Genomic DNA, 20,444 nt, shown 5'->3' with positions numbered 1-20,444 from the left:
ACAAAACTAAATTAGTCACCATGAATACCAATTTAATTCTCGATATTGACTCCTACAAAGTGAGCCATTGGTTACAGTATCCACCCGAAACAACGGCTATGTATTCCTATGTCGAAAGTCGTGGTGGAAAATATCCTGTCACCGTCTTTTTTGGACTGCAATATATTTTAAAACGCTATCTTTGCCAACCCATAGAACCATGGATGGTAGAAGAAGCGAATACGCTTTTAACTGCTCACGGTTTACCCTTTAATTATGACGGTTGGCGATATATTGCCGAAGATTTAAACGGTCATTTACCTGTACGCATTAAAGCCGTTCCCGAAGGCTCGGTTATCCCTGTTCATAATGTTTTAATGACCGTAGAATCCACCGATCCAAAAGTTTTTTGGTTAGCTTCCTGGCTCGAAACCCTATTAATGCGGGTCTGGTATCCGATTACCGTCGCCACCCAAAGTTGGCATTTGAAAAAGCGAATTTATGAATCCTTAGAGCGTACTGCCGATGATCCCAATACGGAAATTAATTTCAAACTCCACGATTTTGGGGCGCGGGGGGTTTCCAGTTGCGAATCTTCGGGCATTGGGGGACTGGCTCACCTGGTCAATTTTCAAGGTTCCGATACCGTGCAAGCTTTGGTTTACAGTCAAAAGTATTATCATTGTCCCCTGGCTGCCTACTCGATTCCCGCCGCCGAACATTCCACGATTACCGCCTGGGGAAAGGAAGGTGAAGTTTTGGCCTATCAAAATATGCTGACTCAGTTTGCCAAACCTGGTTCTGTTTTAGCAGTCGTTTCTGATTCCTATGATCTCTGGAATGCCATTGATAACTTATGGGGCGATCGCCTGCGACAACAGGTGATTGATTCGGGCGCAACTCTGGTGATTCGGCCAGATTCGGGCGATCCCGTCGAAATTGTGGCTAAAACCCTCGAAAAATTAGAGGCGCGTTTTGGCAGTACCATCAATCCAAAAGGCTATCGAGTCTTAAATGCTGTGCGCGTTATTCAGGGGGATGGCGTGGATGAAGACAGTATTACCGCCATTTTAAAAAGAACGGAAAGCCTTGGATTTAGTACCACTAATTTAGCTTTTGGTATGGGAGGAGCCTTATTGCAAAAACTGAATCGAGATACCCAAAAATTTGCCATGAAATGTAGTGAAGTCACCGTTGCTGGCAAGGCGATCACGGTTTATAAAGACCCCATTACTGACCCTGGCAAAACCAGCAAACAAGGACGATTAGCCCTGATTAAAACCGAGTTAGGTTATCAAACGGTGGCGGCTTCTGCGGAGGATTTATTGCAAGTGGTCTATGAAGATGGACAATTAGTACATGAGCAATCCCTAGAAACGATTCGTCAACGCGCCTGGCCAACCAACGCTTAAACAGCAACTCATCCCGAAATCCGAACTATTGAGCAGAAAGGCTAAATTTTTGTGATACCCTAAGCTTCAAAGTGATGGTGTTGACTCTAAAAAAGTTCACTGCCAATCCATATTTCTGTATATTTCTGTAAGGACTGGGAACATTAGAATGACAAAGTTACGGGTTGGCTTGCTCTTTGGTGGACGTTCTGGAGAACATGAAGTCTCGATTAATTCAGCACGGACTATCCAACAGGCCCTTCAACAGGCAGAAAATCTGAGTAAGTACGAAGTCATTCCTTTTTATATTCAGAAAAATGGGGCTTGGACAGAACCCGCGATCGCGGCTCAGATCCTAAACACAGGCAAACCCCTTGCCGATCAAGACATTCAACGTGCTAACCTTTGGCAATTTCCAGCCCCTGTTGCCGAGATAGATGTGTGGTTTCCCATTCTCCATGGCCCAAACGGTGAAGATGGAACCATTCAAGGCCTACTCTCCCTGATGCAAGTTCCCTTTGTCGGTAGTAATGTTCTTGGTTCCTGTGTGGGCATGGATAAGTTAGCGATGAAAATGGCCTTTGCTCAAGCCGGTTTGCCCCAGGTGGATTATGTGGCCGTGGAACGGAGCGAAATTTGGTCAAATCCTTGTGTTTTTCCCGAATTATGTGATCAAATTGAAGAAAAACTCGGTTATCCCTGCTTTGTAAAACCAGCCAATTTAGGATCTTCTGTGGGCATTGCCAAAGTTCGTTCGCGCAGTGAATTAGAAGCCGCCCTGGACAGTGCCGCCAGCTATGACCGTCGTATTATCGTCGAAGCCGGTATTGCCAATATTCGAGAAGTGGAATGTGCCATTTTAGGCAACGATCAGCCCCAAGCTTCCGTCATTGGCGAAATTACCTACGACAGCGACTTTTATGACTACGAGACCAAATATACCGATGGTCGCGCTCAACTTCATATTCCGGCTCAGTTACCAGAGCAAATCGTGAGTCAAATCCAAGCAATGGCCATTAAAGCCTTTAAGGCGGTAGATGCGGCGGGCTTAAGTCGAATCGACTTTTTCTATCAGGAAGACAGTGGCAATTTAGTGATCAACGAAATTAATACCCTACCAGGCTTTACAGCTTTCAGTATGTATCCCCAACTCTGGTTGGCCAGTGGCATTGCTTTCCCCGAATTAGTCGATCGCCTCATCCAACTCGCCCTAGAACGCGCCTAACTCTCTCCCCCAGTCTCCCCCTCTCCCAGTCTCACTACTTTGCCTAAACAACGCCTCGATCTCCTCCTCGTTGACCGTCATCTCTGTGAATCACGGGCGATCGCGCAACGGTTAATTCGGGCAGGGGAAGTTAGGGTCAATCAACAAATCATTGATAAACCAGGGACTGAAATTGATCTCACTGCCACCTTAGAAATCGCCGAAAAACCTCCCTATGTGTCACGCGGTGGGGAAAAACTAGCCCAGGCTCTCCAGGCATTTCCCATCACTGTCCGCGATCGCATTTGTCTAGATGGCGGCATTTCAACGGGGGGCTTTACCGACTGTTTACTGCAAGCTGGAGCAGCCCAGGTCTATGGAGTCGATGTGGGCTATGGACAAGTCGCTTGGAAATTAAGACAGGATCCGCGAGTCATTCTTAAAGAAAGAACTAATTTTCGTCATTTAACCCTGGAAAAACTCTATGGAGAGCAAACTCCGGCAGATTTTGGGGTGATGGATCTTTCCTTTATTTCTCTCACCCAGGTATTGGAACCTCTCTGGCAACTACTGATTCCCCCTAGAGAAGTGGTCTTACTGATTAAGCCGCAATTTGAGGTTGGGCGAGCCAAGGTGGGTAAAAATGGGGTGGTTCGTAATGCTCAGGATCAAGCCGAGGCGATCGCCAAAGTTTTATTAACGGCTCAACAATTTGGTTGGCATTTTGGCGGCCTGACTGCCTCCCCCCTACCTGGCCCGGCCGGCAATATTGAATATTTGCTCTGGTTAAAAATGGGATTAACGACTCCTACCCCCGCTTTAGAAACGATTAGAGAACTAACCCAGACCTCTCTCATTCAACTAGGACGAAAAAACTGATTGTGCTTAATTGACGACCGTTTCTTTGGTCGGATCATGAGAAGCCTCAATGGGTGTTGTGGGCTGAGGCGGCTGCAATTTCATCGTTTTTTGTTTTGTGGGAGCAACCTGTGGCTCGATATGAATTTGAATTTTTGGGACAGAACTGGCCAGACGGATAATCATGCCATCTTGTACCGTAATTTTGGCGATCGCTTCTCCATTAATATAGGCTCCATTGGCCCCCAGGTTCACCACTTCCCATCCTGCCTCAACCTGTCGAATTTCAAGATGGTGACGAGAAACCACCGCACTGTAGAGCATCCGTGTCAACTTAAAGGAATGGGTTCCCAAATTTGTTGATTGAGAGCGGCCTTTTCTCGATGTCGCTTTCTCTCAGCTTTGACCAAACCAAATAACTTAGCACGTTCAGCCAGATAGGTTACTGTATCAGGCTTTTCTCCTCTAGCAATAGCCTTCGCTACATAGTATAGACTCCGAAACACCATCTCTACTGAGATTTTTTCTTTCGGTTGATTTAGAGCAATCGCCACTTCCCCTACCAATTGATTTAAGACCGTATAGAAAATCAAAGTGCAAATAATCTGGATTTGGACACCATTCTTATTCCCTACCCATAAATAGGCTAGTCCTAAAAGTCTTTTCGTTAATAAAAAGGCTTCTTCGATTGTCCATCGTCTTCGATATAAATCACAGACCTCTTCGGCGGACAGTTGTTCGGGAGACAACACATTTGTTAAATACTGATACCAGATTGTTCCCCATAATACTGAGACTAATCTCACCGGATGCTTGCAAGGATTAGAACGGTAATTTCCCATAATGATAATCTCATCTCTGTAATGACTACCTTGAGACAATACTTGTTTGGTTTTGTAAGATGTACCCGCTCTAAATCTGGTTAGAAAAAACTTTTTAGCTTCTGTTAACAAATCAAACCACACAAAGCTAAAAAATCCCATATCTACAAGAATTAAACCATTTTCTGGTAATTTAGCTGCCAATTCTTCACACCATATTTTATCATTTGATTTATCATTTTCTGTGTACCATAAAGTAACGGGTCTTTGGGTAAAGGCTTCCACTACCATCATTATTTTACCCCCCAATTTACTCTTTTCTTCTTTACTTATTTTCATATTTTTCCTTATCTGCTCTAGCGTTGAGCCATCTGCTATCCACACTGCACTAAACTTTTCTCTTATTTTTTCCCATTTTTCTCCTACTTGGAGCTTCTTCCCTTTTTCGGCTGCTTTTTCTAACACTCCTTTTAGTAATATTGCAAATATTTCGGCTGGCACATTCATCATTCTTTTTGATACTGCCTGTTTGCTTACTTTTAATGATGCTACCCATAGCAATCCCTCTTCCTCTAACAGTCTTACCGCTTCACTTATACCCGCTATTTGACGATACACTATACTTAACACTAATGCCACCATTACTGGTAAATTTAATACCCTATCTCTCATCATTTTCTCATGAGTTCCCTGTAAATATTTTAATGGTGTAAACATTGTGGGTTCTAGTAATTCAAACAACTCTTTTGTTATTTCAGGGATTTCTACCCCTGGCTGATTTGTCTTACGACGTAAGTCTGGGTTTCCTTTTCTCCGAGGATGTTGTCTTGCCATTTGTTTTTTGCTCACTTTTTTATATACTAACCTTTTTTTCAGCCTACTCTTACTTCCGCCTGCTTTTAGGCTAATCTTTTGTGAGTAGGCATTTTGGCTTAAGTTGACACCAATGACTGTAGAGAACCACATCACTGTCTGCGGCCCGTCCAACCCGAACCACCGACTCGGTTTCAAACGTCCAACTTTGGACAGGAACAGTTTTGCCCGGAAGCAATAAAGTCAGAGTAATCACCGACATTAGATTTGCAAAAAAGAGTATCTTATTATAATCTTACTTTTTCTTTGAAGTTTAAAGTCTTTAATTCTACAGTAATTCTAAATTTAGGGTTTCATGACATAAAAAGCCTTATAACAAGAGGGTTGTACAATTCTTAACAATGACAGTGATCGCTGAAACGACGCAAAACCGTTCCAAATTTATTTTTGCTGTTAATTCTAAATCTCTTGATTTGACCTGATCTAAGGTTTACCAAGGAGGAGTAGCCCTCTTTTCAGTCCGCTCCTCCCGTTCTTAGGGTGAATATTTCCCCTTAGAGAATACCGCCACTGGACAATCCTAGTACTATTCCTGCCCCCAGAATATGGCCAAAACTCATGGTTGCGAGTAGTTCAGGCAAACCAAAGGTCTTTTTCGAGGCCAATTGGGGTAGGGGGAGTCCTTGGCCTTGGCCAGTCTTTTGAATGGCAAAATAGCCAATGATAAAGGCAAAAACATTGCACAATGACATGATAATGCCAACCGATAGATTCCAACTGGTCGTGGTTGGAGTGGTTTGGGCTAAGATTAAAAACAGGTTATTCATGAAGCTCATTATCCTGAGTTGATAAACTTTGTAACAAACACTAAGGATTATAAAAATCTATTACCCCAGAAATGAAATTTCGTTTGAATACTTAACATTTAGGGTATGGTCAAAGCATGGATCGCCAGCTAGAAAGGGTAAAAATCTGTGGTATTCGTCAGCCAGAGCAGGGAAAAGCGATCGCCGCTTTAGGAATTAAGACCCTGGGTTTTATCTGTGTCCCCAGTTCTCCCCGCTATGTTACGCCAGATCAGATCAGTCAAGTTTTAGCGATTTTACCCCCAGGCATCGAAAGTATTGGAGTATTTGCCAATAGCAGTTTGGCAATGATTGAGCAAGTGGTGAGAGACACCGGTTTAATAGGGATTCAACTGCATGGGCTGGAACCTCCTGAGTTTTGCCAAGCCGTTAAAAGGGCCATGCCCCAACAGGAAATCATCAAAGCCTTACGAATTGAAAATGCAGCCGCATTAGTTCAAGCAGAGAATTATTTTACCGTAGTAGATACCTTGTTACTGGATGCTTACCATCCCCAACAATTGGGCGGTACTGGTCAAACCTTGCCCTGGGATAGCTTAAGCCACTTTCGCGCCCCTATTCCCTGGCTATTGGCGGGGGGGTTAACCCCAGAGAATGTTTTAATAGCCTTAAGTTATCTAAACCCTGATGGGATTGATCTTTCCAGTGGAGTAGAGCGATCGCCGGCCGATAAGGATCTAGAAAAAGTCAAACTACTTTTGGAAAAACTTCAGGGAATTTGGCCTTAGGACGGCTGATGAAACCAGGCAGTAATACCATCAGCTAAAGCCCTAACCAATTTATCTTGCTCCTGGGAATTTGTCACCCATTCAAACTCCTGGGGATTAATCATAAAACCTAATTCTAATAATACAGAAGGGGTGGTATGGGGACGAGCCAAAGCCAAATTATTCCAATAGATACCGTAGGAAGGACGATTCAGTTTTTTGACTAAATAGGTTTGTAAAAAAGTTGCTAAATTTTCGGCTTGGGGTTGATACCAAAACGCACTCAATCCCTTTGTTTTAATTGGATTACCGCCATCGGGCAATGAATTATAGTGAATAGAAACCGCGATCGCCGGTTTGAGGGTATTAATTTGTCTCACCCGTTCCTGCAAAGACACATCCTGATCCGTTTCCCGCGTAAGATAGACCGTTGCTCCCCGTTGCCGCAATAAAGGAGCTAATTTTTGAGCAATCAAAAGATTAATTGCCTTCTCTGGATAACCATTCGGGCCGATCGCGCCCGGTTCTTGACCGCCATGACCTGGATCTAACAAAATGCTAACACCCTGAAGAGATTGGGGATCTTGACTCAAAGTTGGTGGGTAACGCAGAGAAAGAATTAAACTCGTTCCCTCATAGCGCAAATCATAGCCCCATTGTTGTTTCGATTTAAAATGAAAGGTATATTTAATTTGATTCGGTTGAATTTGTTGCCAGTCTAAACGCTCAATAATGGGATCATTATCCAGGCGAATCGTGTCGGTTTGGGCAGTTGTATTATAAAGGATTAAACTTAATTGATCATCTTCCTGTTTAACGGTAATGGGAACAGGAACTTGAAGAGGAAAAATAATTTCAGTTGCAGTGGGCAAAGGACGATAATTAATGCTGCGAATCAGACTTTGAGGGGGGGCTTGGCCCGCTAAGACTTTAGTTTCTGCACTGTTAATCCAGGCTCCATAATCTAATCGCAACCATTCTCCCTCGGTTCCATTCACACTGGCTTGGGTTCCCTGGGGCAAAGGGGTTAAACGAGAATGATCGGTCGTGGGGCCGGTTCGAGCAACCCCTGGATCTGCCGTCACCGCGATCGCCGCCAATTGATTCGGGTCAAGAATCGTCACCGTACCGTCACTTGTGGCCGTAGTCATCTGCTCATTGACTTGCAGTTGAAAAGTGGGCTTGCCCAAATTCCCCAATTGCGAAAATCTGGCGCAACCTTGATATTGGGTGACAGGTGCAATAATAGGCTGATTATTGCCATTTAAAACTGCATTGTTGGGAGGTAATTGAACCGTTTTATCCTGGGGCTGGAGATTAATGGTTTGCCCGCCTAATTGTACCGTTACTGTCGCGGGGTTAGGGGCCACTGCACTAAAACAAATGGGTTCCTGGGGAAGGCGACTAATATTGCGATTGGGTACAAGGGAATTGGGAGCAAAGCCCAGAACATTCGGCAGCGTGGGAGTATTGCTATTACGAATAATCGTGCGTTTTATCTCTTGATTTTTGTAGCGCAGCGTAATTTGATTTGTCCCTAACTGTAGCGGTATAATCGCAGCGAAATAACCAGAGGGACTTTGCTCAATGGGTTGCTGATTAATCAAGACGGGGGCATCGGGTTGGGCAGAACCGATCAGAAAAATTTGGTTGGCAGTGGTTTGATGTTGATCGGGGGGATAGGCTAAAAAAAGAGCTTTTTCCGGTTGGGCCATCACGACACCTGCCTGGGTACTAAGTAAAACCAGACTGAGGGGAATAAGTGCAAACCCTTTAAACATTTCTTTTCTTAACCACGTCCTTACGCAGAAAACCACACGATCATTGGGTTTTAGTTTAACTTGAAGCGATCTCTTTGGGGGAGGACTGGGGAGATGGGGAGATGGGGAGATGGGGAGATAGGGAGAAGATTTAATATTTTGATTACCAAAGGTTTACCTTGGTTAAGTATGCTGGGTTACAAAAGTTCCCTTGCCCAGTGTCCCTTCCCCTATGCTGACCTATTCTCCCTCTGATTCTCTCCTGGCCCAGGATGGTTTAGAAAACCGTCGGCTCCATTTTTATGACAGAGGTGACAGCATTCCCTTAAGCGCAGAAGGGCTATGGCAGGTGTATCGTGGCATTGTGCAAATGAGTCAGTTGTCAATCAATGGGGATGAAATTTTGTTGGGGTGGTCACATCCGTCAACCTTTTTTGGATTATGGTTAAGTCTTTCCCAGTTGGAAACCTATCAGGCGAAGGCTCTATCAGACGTTTATTTGCGTTGGTATCCTATTGCCGAGATTGAAGCGACCCCCAAACTCTCTCAATGGGTATTAACTCAAGTGGTGCGTCGTCTGCATCAAACCGAAACCCTCTTGGCGATCGCCGGCTTAAAACGGGTGGATGAACGTCTAGAGGAATTACTGAAACTCCTTTCCCAGGAAATGGGCCAACCGATCGCAGAGGGAATCCGTATATCAGTACGACTCACCCATCAGATGTTGGCAAATGCCATTGGAACAACAAGAGTAACCATTACTCGCCTCCTGGGAGATCTGCAAATTAAAGGTCGTATTAGTTTTGACGGCGATCGTCATTTAGTTATTCACCCAAAGCTGTAGTAAGAAGAGGGCTTTAGGCAATAACAGTAAAGCAAGATGTGGTCAAAACAGGCTTGACTGTAAAAAAGGCAATCTGAACAGCCGCCCCTACACCCGTACCATCCGCATCAAATAGGAGTTTCCCTAGACTACTGTTATAGATAAACTGACCAGTTCCTTGGATAGCCAACAATTCTAAATTTAGGGTTTCATGACATAAAAAGCCTTATAACAAGAGGGTTGTACAATTCTTAACAATTGGAGTGATCGCTGAAACGACGCAAAATCGTTCCAAATTTATTTTTGCTGTTGGATAGCAGCCGTTCCGATGACCCGCCATACCACTAATTGTGTCATTGCCAGTACCACCAGTAAGACTATCTACGCCAGTACCACCGGTAATAAGGTTATTGCCATTATTAATTTCGATCCCCCTAATCGCCATTTAAAGACTTGGGTGACAAGGATGGTCTGAAACCGCTACGATGGGGAAATATTCAATATGCTCGCAGACCTTATGAAGGCACTGATCCTTTCCGGTGGTAAAGGCACTCGCTTGCGTCCTCTTACCTATACAGGGGCCAAGCAACTAGTTCCGGTGGCTAATCAGCCGATTCTTTGGTATGGAATTCAGTCCATTGTGGCGGCGGGTATTACCGATATTGGTATTATTATCAGTCCTGAGACAGGTCAAGAAGTTCAAGCTAAAACGGGAAATGGCGATCGCTTTGGGGCGAAGATTACCTATATTTTGCAGGAGCAGGCGGCGGGATTGGCTCATGCGGTGAAAATTGCCCGACCCTTTTTAGGGGATTCTCCCTTTGTCATGTATTTAGGGGATAACCTCATTCAGGACAGCTTAGAGGGCTTTTTAGAGACATTCCAGCAACATCATTTAGATGCCCTGATCCTACTGCGTAAGGTTGCCAATCCCTCGGCTTTTGGGGTGGCGACGGTGGATGAACAAGGTCGAGTATTAGCCCTCGTGGAAAAACCGAAAGTTCCTCCCTCTAATTTAGCCTTAGTCGGTCTCTACTTTTTTGCACCGTCTATTCATGGGGCGATCGATGCCATTCAACCTTCCCCTAGAGGAGAATTAGAAATCACCGATGCGATCCAGGCTCTACTGACGGATCAAAAACGGGTTGAAGCGCGACAACTTCAGGGTTGGTGGCTAGATACGGGGAAAAAAGATGATCTCTTAGAGGCCAATCGCATTATTCTCGATACTCTCTTAGAAAAGCAAATTCAGGGTCAGATCGACGAAACCAGTCAAATTACAGGACGGGTCGCGATCGCCGCCAATACCCAAATCATTAACAGTACTATTCGTGGGCCGGTGATTATCGGTAAAGATTGTCACATTGAAAATACGTTTATTGGCCCCTATACCAGTATTGCCGATGGCGTTAAACTTCAAGAAGCTGATTTAGAACATTGTGTGGTTTTACAACAGGCTCAGATCTTAGGGATTCAGCAACGGATTGTCGATAGTGTGATTGGTCAACGGGCCAAATTAACGGTTGCCCCCCAGCTTCCCAAAGCCTTACGATTTCTAATTGGTGATGACTCCCAAATTGAGGTTTGATGATGACAGAACAAGAAAGTTTAGGGCAATTACGGCATATTTTAATCACGGGAGGAGCGGGTTTTATTGGCTCCAATTTTGTCTACCATTGGTGTCGCAATTATCCCCAGGATCGCGTCATTGTTTTAGATGCTCTGACCTATGCGGGTAATCGACAAACTTTAGCTCCTTTAGAATCCTTAGAAAATTTTCGTTTTGTTCAAGGCAATATCGGCGATCGCTCCTTAATTGATCAATTATTACAAACTGAAAACATTGATTTTGTTGCCCATTTTGCCGCCGAATCCCACGTAGATCGCTCCATTCTTGGCCCTGATGCTTTTGTACAAACCAACGTAGTGGGAACTTTTACCTTATTGGAAAGTTTTCGACAGCATTGGTTAACCGCAGGACAACCGGATCATTTTCGTTTTCTGCACGTTTCTACCGATGAAGTTTATGGCAGCTTAGGCCCGGAAGATCCCGCCTTTACCGAAACCACACCCTATGCTCCCAACAGTCCCTATTCAGCCTCAAAGGCAGGCAGTGATCACTTAGCCAGAGCCTATTTTCACACCTATGGAATGCCAACCCTAATTACTAATTGTTCCAATAATTATGGCCCCTATCATTTTCCTGAAAAACTGATTCCCTTGATGTGTATTAATCTGCTTTTAGGCAAGCCGTTACCCGTTTATGGGGATGGACAAAATGTGCGGGATTGGCTCTATGTAGAGGATCATTGTCAGGCTCTAGATTTGGTTTTGCAGAAGGGTAAACCAGGCGAAACCTATAATATTGGCGGCAATAATGAAGTTAAAAATTTAGACTTAGTTCATTTACTTTGTGACTTAATGGATGAGTTGGCTCCCACCTTACCCGTTAAACCTAGCCAACAATTAATTACTTTTGTCAAAGATCGCCTGGGCCATGACCGTCGTTATGCGATCGATGCCACTAAAATTCGCACGGAATTGGGTTGGGTTCCCCAGCAAACTGTTGAACAGGGTTTACGCAAAACAATTCAGTGGTATTTAAGTTATCAGGACTGGTGGCAGCCGTTATTATCTGAAGAACATAAGCATTATTATCAATCGGTTTACGGACATTAAAGTTGATCGGTAGTGATTCGATAGTAGGGAAGAGCCAAAAGTGAGAGCAGGCAGTCGGTCTTTTAAATCGTAATCCGAGGCAAGCGGTGCTTAAAGCCACAAAGAATTTCCCAGGAAATCGTGCCTAAGGCTTCAGCCCAATCATCCGCAGCAATATTCTCCAGACCATCTTGGCCAATTAATGTCACCACTTCTCCCGCTCTTAGATCAGGAATCTGGGAAACATCTAACATGATTTGGTCCATCGTGATTGCCCCAATCTGGTTGACACGCTGGCCACGAATTAACACTTGTAAACGATTGGACAAATTACGAGGCACACCATCCGCATAGCCAATCCCTACAACTGCAATTTGCATCGGGCGATCGCTGACAAAATGATGACCATAACTAACCCCCGTACCAGACTCAATGGTTTTAACTTGGGTAACTTTTGCCTTGACCCCTAAAACCGGCTTAAGGCTAATCTGAGAGTGTAGATGGGGAGCCGGATAAAGTCCATATAATCCCAAACCGACCCGTACTAAATCATAATGCCAGGTCTGACCGTTTAAAGTGGCTGCCGAATTAGCGAGATGAAAACGATTCGCTTGAACACCCGCTTGACGTAAAGAGGCGATCGCTGTTTCAAAACGTTGTTGTTGCATTTGCATTTGCTGGGGATTGGGATCATCCGCCGTAGCCAAATGGGAATAAACACTCGCCAAACGTAAATAGGGTAAATCCTTCACTAACTTGCCAAAACGAAAAGCCTGTCGCCAAGACGTTCCTAAACGAGACATTCCTGTATCTAGCTTGAGATGTACCGGCAGACTACGCCCCAACTGTTTAAGCGTATCGGAAAATAATTGGGCCTGTTCCCCATGACAAAGGGTAGGTTCTAATTGCCAATGGGCGATCGCACTAATTTCTTCCGGTGTATTCACTGCCCCTAAAATCAGAATGGGAGCCGTAATGCCCGCTTCCCGTAACTCAATACCTTCCCCCAAGGTGGCGATCGCCAACCAACTAGCCCCTGCTTGTAAAACGGTTTGAGCAATGCGGATCGCTCCATGACCATAGGCATCTGCCTTGACCACAGCCATCAATTCTGTCCCTGGCTTCAAAAAGGCTTTGAATTGTTGCACATTATGAATAAGAGCCTGCTGATCAATTTCTACCCAAGCCCGTTGGCGAATCAATTCCGATAAACGATAATCATAACGACCTGACCTAACCTCATAGAGAGCCGGATCTTTGCTCAAGACCTCTTGACTGAACACCGTTGTTTACTCCTGACAACCACACTCACACCACAGATTATGTTAAACCTATAAGGGGTATATTTATAATAACGTGATAAGTCGGTGGTTAAAGGTTTTTCCTAACCCTCAACTTTCTTGGATATTATCCAAACTAACTGATCTAATGAATGGTTTTGATTGTCTTCGTTTTCTGGTCTATTTGTGGGATGACTTTTGCTACTTCTCTGCTTAGACTGACAAAAGAGAGGAGAAGAAGCGATCTTTTCCTTGATCCCTAATGTAATAATAGTTCTGTATTTAATTATTAGGGTGTTATGACCGCACAAATGACTCAAACTGTTTATGACTTCTCTACCAATAGTATTGAAGGTAAGACCATCTCACTGAGCGAATTTAAAGATAAGGTGCTACTAATCGTTAATACTGCCAGTCAATGTGGTTTTACGCCCCAATATCAAGGCTTACAATCCCTCTATGAACAGTATAAAAATCAGGGATTCGTCATTTTGGGCTTTCCCTGCAATCAATTTGGTCAACAGGAACCGGGCGACGCGACTACAATCCAATCTTTTTGTGAAACTCGCTTTGGTGTGGCCTTTCCCCTGTTTGAAAAAGTTGAAGTTAATGGAGCTAATGCCCATCCTCTGTTTCAGTTCCTAACTAAAGCGGCTCCTGGTCTATTGGGAACGGAAGCAATTAAGTGGAATTTCACCAAATTTTTAGTGGATCGCTCCGGTAAAGTAATTAAACGTTACTCATCTATGACTAAACCAGAGGATCTAGCTAAAGACATTAAAGCCTTGCTCTAACCTAGAAAATATACGCTAAAAAAATAAGGTTCATCGGTAGTTACGATGCTAAGTCATTTTATCAACTCCCAAAACCCTTGCTATATAAGACTTTCAGTTAAAACCGTCAGTTAATTTGGCATGAATTGAGTGTAAGGACAAGGAAACCCTTTCTTGGCATGGGTTCTGGAGTAGATAACCTCATGCTTGGCATAACAAATACCGAAGAACCGAATTTATTAGCTGTTAGAACGCATTGCCAGTTTTAAGAAAAGACTAGTGAGTCCGCTCAATTGAGGTAAATACACAAGGCTAATACTAATAAAGAGCTTGCTGTTAACAATCAACTTTTTTTTGCAGTCTTTTTCATTTTCTCCTTTTCTCGTTTTTCAGAAGCTTTTGCAGCCTTTTCGGCTGCTAACTTTTCTTGTTTTGCTTTGAATTTTTCCTCTTCCAGTTTATCGAGATAATAGTGATAATCTCCCGCATAAACCAGTAGTTGACCATCCCGAATTTCTACAATTTTAGTAGCGACCTGGGAAATGAAATAACGATCATGGGAAACAATTAAAACTGTGCCATCGTAATGTTGTAGAGCCTCTTCCATCATTTCCTTGGCGGGAATATCTAAATGATTGGTCGGTTCATCTAGGATTAAGAGATTAACTGGTTGTAATAGCATTTTCGCTAAAGCAAGGCGGGCTTTCTCGCCACCACTCAAGGCTTCCACATTTTTATAGACCGTTTCTCCACTAAAGAGAAAACGACCCAGCAAGGTACGTACTTCCTCATTTTTCCAATCGGGAACTTCGTCGTGAATGGTATCAAGAACACTTTTCTTAAGGTCTAAAGCTTCGGCTTGATTTTGTTCAAAATAGCCAGGGATAACGCCATGTTTTCCGAGTTCAATTGTGCCTTCTGTGGGTTTTTCCAAGCCCATCATCAATCGTAACAGTGTGGATTTTCCGGCTCCATTGGGGCCTAAAAAGGCAATGCGATCGCCGCGTTCAACGGTGAGATTAGCATCGAGAAAAAGAATTTTATCATCGTAGGTATGGACAAGATTTTCAATGATGACCACTTCTCGACCACTGCGGGGAGCGGGCGGAAAACGAAAATGAAGAGTACGAACACTACCGATGGGAGCTTCAATGCGTTCAATTTTTTCCAGTTGTTTTTCCCGACTTTTTGCCTGGGTACTGCGGGTTGCACTGGCACGGAAGCGATCAACAAAGACCTGTTGTTTTTCCAATTCCTTTTGTTGACGTTCGTAGGCACTCAGTTGCGCTAATTGAGCCTCTTCTTTTTGCTGTAAATAGGCAGAATAATTGCCAAGATAGGTACTTGAAACCCCCCGTTCCGTTTCCACAATTTGGGTACAGAGCCGATCTAAAAATTCGCGGTCATGGGACACAATTACCATCGGTGTGGTTAAGCCTTTGAGATATTTTTCCAGCCATTCAATGGTTTCCAGATCTAAATGGTTAGTCGGTTCATCTAAGAGCAAGACATCGGGACTTTGTAATAAAATCTTTCCTAAACTCATGCGCATCTGCCAACCGCCACTAAAGGCACTCACCAGGCGATCGCCGTCATCACTATCAAAACCCAATTCAGGCAAAATTTTCTCCACACGGGCATCTAAACCGTAGCCATCTAGAGCTTCAAATCGGCGTTGTAACTTATCGAGTTGGTTAATCAAACGATCTAAGGCTTCTGGATCGGCGGTCTCCATTTGCTGCTGGACAATTAATAGATCATGGTGAGTTTGATTTGCTTCCCCAAATACTGTCCAAAATTCTTCCCGCACGGTACGAGTCGGATCGACCTCAAATTCCTGAGTTAAATAGCCAATATGCAAACTGGCTGGCCGAATAATTTCCCCGGCGGTGGGTTCCACATCCCCCATAATGATTTTTAGTTGCGTCGATTTACCCGCTCCGTTTACCCCCACCAAACCAATGCGATCGCCGACTTTGACTTCCCAGGTAACATCCTTCAAAACCTCCCCTGTCGGATAAATTTTACTAATATGTTCAAGTCGTAGCATGGGGTTGTCTCCAGAAAGGTTAAAATCAACACAGGGCAAACGCATCTAAATTCTAGACTCCTTATCTGATAAGACTTTCAGCGTTTCATAAAAAATCAATCATGATCTCGGAAACCCTTATCCAGCCTACCTTTCAAAAATAAGATGCGTTCGCCCTGAACATCAACAAAGATGCCTTGACTATGATAGCAAAGGGTGTTAACTCAGGTTAACCAATTTTGTCTGACAAGTACTATGTTTTCCTCTGGTAAGGGTGAGCTAAATCAATAAGCCGAAAATGCTCCTAGAAAAATCACAAAGGTGAGATTAGCTAGTAAGCTAAGAAAATGAGAACTTGATAGAAAACGGACTATATTTCTCGATAAATCTTATATTTATACTTTTCGGTACTTGATTAGGTACAAAATAGATATGAGCCAGCACCCTAAACACTCCCCAAAAACGCCAAGATGGCCAGATAAGAGAGTCTCCCAGTCCTATAAAATTCTGGTTGTCGAAGATTCGGAAAGCGATCGCGCCCTTTATCGACGATTTTTGACTAGCCCAAAAACAACCCAAGATCAACCGAGACCCGCCAACTATCAACTGGTGGAATTTCAGACGGGAGAAGAAGGCTTAAATTGGTGTCAACAACAGATGCCAGATATTTTCCTGATTGATTATTTTTTACCCGATATGACCGGGCTAGAATTTTTGGTTAAGCTACGTCAGCAAACCGGACTGAGCAAAATTCCTGTTATTATTTTAACGAGCCAAGGTAGTACAGAGATTGCTGTAGAATTGCTCAAAAATGGGGCAGAAGATTATTTAGATAACAACCAAATTACTGAGGATAATTTACAACGGGCAGTATCAGGGGTTCTCAAACAATTCCAATTGCTTAAACAGTTACAGGAATCAGAAGCAGAGAGGGAAGAAGGCCGATTTTGGCGGCAAGTGCTCAATAGTTTATTTTCCTATGTGGGAATTTTGTCCCCTGATGGCATTTTTTTAGAAGCCAATCAAGCTCCCCTCGTTATTACCGGATTAACCAAGGAATCTGTGATCGGGAAACCCTTTACAGAAGTTTATGCCTGGCTTGAACCCACCGAAGCCCAAACCATTATTACTAACGCGATTGAAAAGGCTAGTCAGGGCAACCGAGTTCGCTTTGAACTTTCTATTACAACGGCCGATAGTCACCTGGGTATTATGGATTTTGCTATCAATCCTCTCTATGACAACCAAGGCAGAACCACTCATCTCGTGTTGTCCGGTGAAAATATCAGCGATCGCAAACAAATAGAAGCCGATCTTTCCGAATTAGCCGCAATTGTTCAGTCTTCAGGAGATGCCATTATTAGCCAATCCTTAGACGGTAAGATCACCAGTTGGAATCGATCAGCAGAAGTGCTATTTGGCTATACTAGCCAAGAAATGATTGGTCAGTCGATAAGGATCATTGTCCCATTAGATTATCAAGATGAAGAGAGTTATATTTTAGAGCAAATCCATCAAGGAAAAACGATGGAGCACTTCAAAACTATACGACAATTCAAGGATGGAAGACGAATTCATGTTTCTGTAAGTGCTTCCCCAATTAGAAATAAAGAAGATGTGATTATTGGAACTTCAAAAATTATCAGAGATATTACAGAACAGCAGAAAATGCAACAAGAACGCCAACAAATGGAAGAGGCGTTAATACAAAGTGAACAACAACGTCGATTAGCCCTAGATTTAACTCGCATCGGCTTTTGGAATCTCAATTTATTGACAGGAGAAATGATTTGGAATGATAATCATTTTACATTACTAGGTTTGGTGCCAGGGCAAATAGAACCAAATTATAAAGTCTGGGAAGAGAGGTTACATCCTGACGATAAAGAGCGGGTCGAAGAACAATTCTCAAATTCCCTTAAACACCAAATTAACTATGAAGCCGAATATCGAGTAATTCACCCAGACGGCTCTATTCACTGGTGTTTAGGTCGAGGGAAAGCTATCTATGATCAGGCCGGTCAACCTGTGCGCTCTCTCGGTGTCTTATTAGATATTAATGAACGCAAGCAAATAGAAATTATCTTACAACAACAAGCATTGGTTTTTGAGAATATTTTTGATGGGGTGATTGTTGTAAATCTGCAAGGGATTATTATTGATTGGAATAAGGGCGCGGAAAGATTATTTGGTTATAGTAAAGCCGAAGTTTTAGGACAAAAGCCCCATCTTTTACATAAACCAGAGGAAGCAGTACAGTTATCAAATTCAGTGATTGAAGGGACATTGCGGGATGGTCACTGGTCGGGAGAGTTACCAATTTTACGCAAAGATGCTAGTGAAGGAATTTGTGAAACAAATACTATCCTTCTCCGTGACAATTTGGAACAAGTAATTGCCATTATTGGAGTCAATCGAGACATCACTGAGCGTAAACACAATGAAAAAATCTTGCAACAAAAAATTAAGCAAGAGCAATTACTTTTCAAGGTTAGCCAAGTTATTCGCCAGTCCTTAGATCTCAATCAGATTTTAGAAACAGCAACTCAAAAAATAAAGGAGATACTTGACCTTGATCGAGTGGTCATTTACCGTTTTAATCTAGATTGGAGTGGAGATTTTATTGTCGAGTCAGTCAATGATAATTGGAACAAATTGGTAAAGATAGATATTCCAGTTATTTGGCAAGACACTTATTTACAGGAAAATCAAGGCGGACGTTTCCGTAACCACGAATCTTTCATTATTCCTGATATCTATCAGGCCAATCTTCAATCCTGCCATATCGAACTTCTAGAAGCGTTTCAAGTTAAAGCCTATGCCGTGTCTCCCATTTTTTCAGGAAATTTGCTTTGGGGACTATTAGGAATTTATCAAAATTCAACCCCTCGTGACTGGCAGATTTGGGAGATCGACTTACTGGAACAAATTGCTAACCAACTGGCGATCGCTATTCAGCAATCAGAACTCTATGAACAATTACAAATGGAACTGAAAGAACGGCAACAGGCGGAGGATAGCTTAAGACAAACAAAAGAACAATATGAATTAGCAATTCGAGCTTCCCATGATGGTTTTTGGGATTGGGATCTTGTAACCAATGAAATTTACTATTCACCACGCTGGAAAGAAATATTAGGCTACAAAGATTATGAATTACCCAACACAAGTCATACCTGGGAATCGCTTATCTTTGCAGAAGACTATCCTCTCGCCATCCAATTAATGGAAGATTACAATCTCGGTAAAATTGATCACTTTTTAACGACGGTACGATTTCATCACAAGGATGGCTCTACTATTTATATTGTTGTTAGAGCTATTCACCTTAAAGATAATCAAGGTAAAGTTGTTCGGATGATCGGAACTCATTCTGATATCACAGACATGATTCAAATTCAGCAAAAATTAGAATCCTCTAAGCAATTTTTGCAATTAACAACTGAACAATTAGAGGAACGGGTGAAGGAACTTAAAGAGCGAAATGCCGAAATGTTAGTCATTAGCGAGATCAATGATTTTCTACAATCTTGCACCACTATTGAGGAGATTTGCTGCACCATCAATACTCTTATTCAACCATTATTTCCAAATTGTTCAGGAGGCACTGCTATTATTAATAATTCCCGTAATTATTTGGAAATGATCGGACACTGGGGAACTCATCTTTATTCAGAGAATCTGTTTGAGGCTCATGATTGTTGGGCCTTACGACGTGGAAAATTGCACTATGTCGCACCTGATCACCATAAACTTTTTTGTAGCCACATTAACCGCCAAAATCCACCATTTGAGTCCATTTGTATCCCGATGATTGCTCAAGGCGAAACCCTGGGTTTGTTCTCTGTATATTCCTCGAAACCGGATCAACTGGGTGATGCTAAAAGACAATTAGCCCAGACAATTTCTGAACAAGTCAGTGCCGCGATCGCTAATTTAATCCTTCGGGAAAAATTGCAAAATCAAAGTATTCGTGATCCACTGACAGGATTATTTAATCGTCGTTATTTAGAGGAATATCTGAACAAAGAAATTCACCGAGCCGCTCGCCAACAATATCCCATTGGCATTGTTATGATTGACTTGGATCATTTCAAGCAAGTTAATGACACTTTTGGTCATGATGCTGGCGATTTTATCTTAAAAGAAATGGGGATGCTTCTCAAAAATAGCATTCGTAGCTCTGATACCGCTTATCGCTATGGTGGGGAAGAGATGCTCTTGATTTTGTCGGAAAGTTCCCTAGAAGCTACTGCCCAAAAAGCCGAAGAGATCCGAATTGCTATTACCCAAATGTCCTTAAAATATCACGGAAATCAAACGATTAACCTCACTTCTTCCTTTGGTGTCGCTTGTTTTCCAGATCAAGGTATTACGATTAATGAAATCATCCATGCTGCTGACATAGGCCTCTATCAAGCAAAAGAAGCTGGCAGAAATCGAGTAAGGGTTTCGTCTATCTTGTTGTGAACAATGTTCAAT

17 protein-coding genes are annotated in these 20,444 nt (G+C 43.0%); 10 read left to right on the top strand and 7 right to left on the bottom strand.

All coding sequences use genetic code 11. The features are described from left to right. Positions 1 to 20: 20 nt before the first annotated feature. The 3 genes from KA717_06065 to KA717_06055 all read left to right on the top strand — a co-directional run bounded on the left by KA717_06065 (position 21) and on the right by KA717_06055 (position 3,453). The gene (locus tag KA717_06065) at positions 21 to 1,391 is read left to right on the top strand and encodes a nicotinate phosphoribosyltransferase (GenBank protein ID UXE62358.1); all 1,371 of its coding nucleotides are present in this window, start codon (positions 21 to 23) and stop codon (positions 1,389 to 1,391) included. Between the two features lie 148 nt (positions 1,392 to 1,539). After that, positions 1,540 to 2,595, top strand: coding sequence for a D-alanine--D-alanine ligase (locus KA717_06060; protein ID UXE62357.1), 1,056 nt, complete (start codon positions 1,540 to 1,542; stop codon positions 2,593 to 2,595). Between the two features lie 39 nt (positions 2,596 to 2,634). After that, positions 2,635 to 3,453 carry a TlyA family RNA methyltransferase gene (locus tag KA717_06055; protein ID UXE62356.1) on the top strand — a complete coding sequence of 273 codons (819 nt, stop codon included), beginning with the start codon at positions 2,635 to 2,637 and terminating at the stop codon, positions 3,451 to 3,453. A 6-nt stretch (positions 3,454 to 3,459) separates the two neighbouring features. Here the strand turns inward: KA717_06055 and KA717_06050 are convergent, their stop codons facing one another. The 4 genes from KA717_06050 to psaK all read right to left on the bottom strand — a co-directional run bounded on the left by KA717_06050 (position 3,460) and on the right by psaK (position 5,893). Continuing rightward, positions 3,460 to 3,756, bottom strand: coding sequence for an FHA domain-containing protein (locus tag KA717_06050; GenBank protein UXE64566.1), 297 nt, complete (start codon positions 3,754 to 3,756; stop codon positions 3,460 to 3,462). 5 nt (positions 3,757 to 3,761) lie between these two features. Beyond that, positions 3,762 to 5,087: an IS4 family transposase gene (locus tag KA717_06045; GenBank protein UXE64565.1), complete on the bottom strand. Its 1,326-nt coding sequence runs from the start codon at positions 5,085 to 5,087 to the stop codon at positions 3,762 to 3,764. Between the two features lie 70 nt (positions 5,088 to 5,157). Beyond that, entirely contained in the window at positions 5,158 to 5,322 is a 165-nt protein-coding gene (locus tag KA717_06040) for a hypothetical protein (protein UXE62355.1), read from the bottom strand. 298 nt (positions 5,323 to 5,620) lie between these two features. Next, positions 5,621 to 5,893 carry a photosystem I reaction center subunit PsaK gene (gene psaK / locus KA717_06035; protein ID UXE62354.1) on the bottom strand — a complete coding sequence of 91 codons (273 nt, stop codon included), beginning with the start codon at positions 5,891 to 5,893 and terminating at the stop codon, positions 5,621 to 5,623. Positions 5,894 to 6,009: 116 nt separating this feature from the next. Between psaK and KA717_06030 the strand changes: the two genes are divergently transcribed. After that, positions 6,010 to 6,660 (top strand): phosphoribosylanthranilate isomerase, encoded by a 651-nt coding sequence (locus KA717_06030; protein ID UXE62353.1) that lies wholly within the window; start codon positions 6,010 to 6,012, stop codon positions 6,658 to 6,660. Here the strand turns inward: KA717_06030 and KA717_06025 are convergent. Beyond that, positions 6,657 to 8,420 (bottom strand): N-acetylmuramoyl-L-alanine amidase, encoded by a 1,764-nt coding sequence (locus KA717_06025; GenBank protein UXE62352.1) that lies wholly within the window; start codon positions 8,418 to 8,420, stop codon positions 6,657 to 6,659. The two genes, KA717_06030 and KA717_06025, sit on opposite strands and share 4 nt — an antisense overlap. 190 nt (positions 8,421 to 8,610) lie before the next feature. On the opposite strand from KA717_06025, the gene KA717_06020 reads away from it, so the two are divergent. The 4 genes from KA717_06020 (at position 8,611) to rfbB (ending at position 11,901) form a co-directional block, all read left to right on the top strand. After that, complete coding sequence (locus KA717_06020) at positions 8,611 to 9,243, top strand: Crp/Fnr family transcriptional regulator (protein UXE62351.1); 633 nt, start codon at positions 8,611 to 8,613, stop codon at positions 9,241 to 9,243. A gap of 307 nt (positions 9,244 to 9,550) precedes the next feature. After that, complete coding sequence (locus KA717_06015; GenBank protein ID UXE62350.1) at positions 9,551 to 9,697, top strand: hypothetical protein; 147 nt, start codon at positions 9,551 to 9,553, stop codon at positions 9,695 to 9,697. Between the two features lie 27 nt (positions 9,698 to 9,724). Further along, positions 9,725 to 10,810 (top strand): glucose-1-phosphate thymidylyltransferase, encoded by a 1,086-nt coding sequence (locus KA717_06010; GenBank protein UXE62349.1) that lies wholly within the window; start codon positions 9,725 to 9,727, stop codon positions 10,808 to 10,810. 2 nt (positions 10,811 to 10,812) lie between these two features. Continuing rightward, positions 10,813 to 11,901 (top strand): dTDP-glucose 4,6-dehydratase, encoded by a 1,089-nt coding sequence (gene rfbB, locus KA717_06005; GenBank protein UXE62348.1) that lies wholly within the window; start codon positions 10,813 to 10,815, stop codon positions 11,899 to 11,901. Positions 11,902 to 11,963: 62 nt separating this feature from the next. Here the strand turns inward: rfbB and alr are convergent, their stop codons facing one another. After that, positions 11,964 to 13,082, bottom strand: a complete 1,119-nt coding sequence (alr, locus tag KA717_06000) for an alanine racemase (GenBank protein ID UXE64564.1) — start codon at positions 13,080 to 13,082, stop codon at positions 11,964 to 11,966. 377 nt (positions 13,083 to 13,459) lie between these two features. On the opposite strand from alr, the gene KA717_05995 reads away from it, so the two are divergent. Then, positions 13,460 to 13,954, top strand: coding sequence for a glutathione peroxidase (locus KA717_05995; GenBank protein UXE62347.1), 495 nt, complete (start codon positions 13,460 to 13,462; stop codon positions 13,952 to 13,954). A gap of 322 nt (positions 13,955 to 14,276) precedes the next feature. Here KA717_05995 and KA717_05990 read toward each other — a convergent pair whose 3' ends face one another. Continuing rightward, positions 14,277 to 15,983, bottom strand: a complete 1,707-nt coding sequence (locus tag KA717_05990) for an ATP-binding cassette domain-containing protein (GenBank protein UXE64563.1) — start codon at positions 15,981 to 15,983, stop codon at positions 14,277 to 14,279. A gap of 411 nt (positions 15,984 to 16,394) precedes the next feature. On the opposite strand from KA717_05990, the gene KA717_05985 reads away from it, so the two are divergent. Next, the gene (locus KA717_05985; protein UXE64562.1) at positions 16,395 to 20,432 is read left to right on the top strand and encodes a PAS domain S-box protein; all 4,038 of its coding nucleotides are present in this window, start codon (positions 16,395 to 16,397) and stop codon (positions 20,430 to 20,432) included. Positions 20,433 to 20,444 lie beyond the last annotated feature (12 nt).

The sequence above is a fragment of the Woronichinia naegeliana WA131 genome, assembly GCA_025370055.1.
Classification (GTDB): Bacteria; Cyanobacteriota; Cyanobacteriia; order Cyanobacteriales; family Microcystaceae; genus Woronichinia; species Woronichinia naegeliana.
The sequence above is the reverse complement of the archived record's forward strand: the minus strand, read 5'-3'. Positions and strand labels throughout refer to the sequence as shown.

Coding starts and splice junctions, on each gene's coding strand:
- KA717_06030 (UXE62353.1), top strand. CDS start 6,010: ATGGATCGCCAGCTAGAAAGGGTAAAAATCTGTGGTATTCGTCAGCCA.
- KA717_05990 (UXE64563.1), bottom strand. CDS start 15,983: ATGCTACGACTTGAACATATTAGTAAAATTTATCCGACAGGGGAGGTT.
- KA717_06065 (UXE62358.1), top strand. CDS start 21: ATGAATACCAATTTAATTCTCGATATTGACTCCTACAAAGTGAGCCAT.
- KA717_05985 (UXE64562.1), top strand. CDS start 16,395: ATGAGCCAGCACCCTAAACACTCCCCAAAAACGCCAAGATGGCCAGAT.
- psaK (UXE62354.1), bottom strand. CDS start 5,893: ATGAATAACCTGTTTTTAATCTTAGCCCAAACCACTCCAACCACGACC.
- KA717_06045 (UXE64565.1), bottom strand. CDS start 5,087: ATGGCAAGACAACATCCTCGGAGAAAAGGAAACCCAGACTTACGTCGT.
- rfbB (UXE62348.1), top strand. CDS start 10,813: ATGACAGAACAAGAAAGTTTAGGGCAATTACGGCATATTTTAATCACG.
- KA717_06010 (UXE62349.1), top strand. CDS start 9,725: ATGCTCGCAGACCTTATGAAGGCACTGATCCTTTCCGGTGGTAAAGGC.
- KA717_06060 (UXE62357.1), top strand. CDS start 1,540: ATGACAAAGTTACGGGTTGGCTTGCTCTTTGGTGGACGTTCTGGAGAA.
- KA717_06050 (UXE64566.1), bottom strand. CDS start 3,756: ATGCTCTACAGTGCGGTGGTTTCTCGTCACCATCTTGAAATTCGACAG.
- KA717_05995 (UXE62347.1), top strand. CDS start 13,460: ATGACCGCACAAATGACTCAAACTGTTTATGACTTCTCTACCAATAGT.
- KA717_06015 (UXE62350.1), top strand. CDS start 9,551: ATGACCCGCCATACCACTAATTGTGTCATTGCCAGTACCACCAGTAAG.
- KA717_06025 (UXE62352.1), bottom strand. CDS start 8,420: ATGTTTAAAGGGTTTGCACTTATTCCCCTCAGTCTGGTTTTACTTAGT.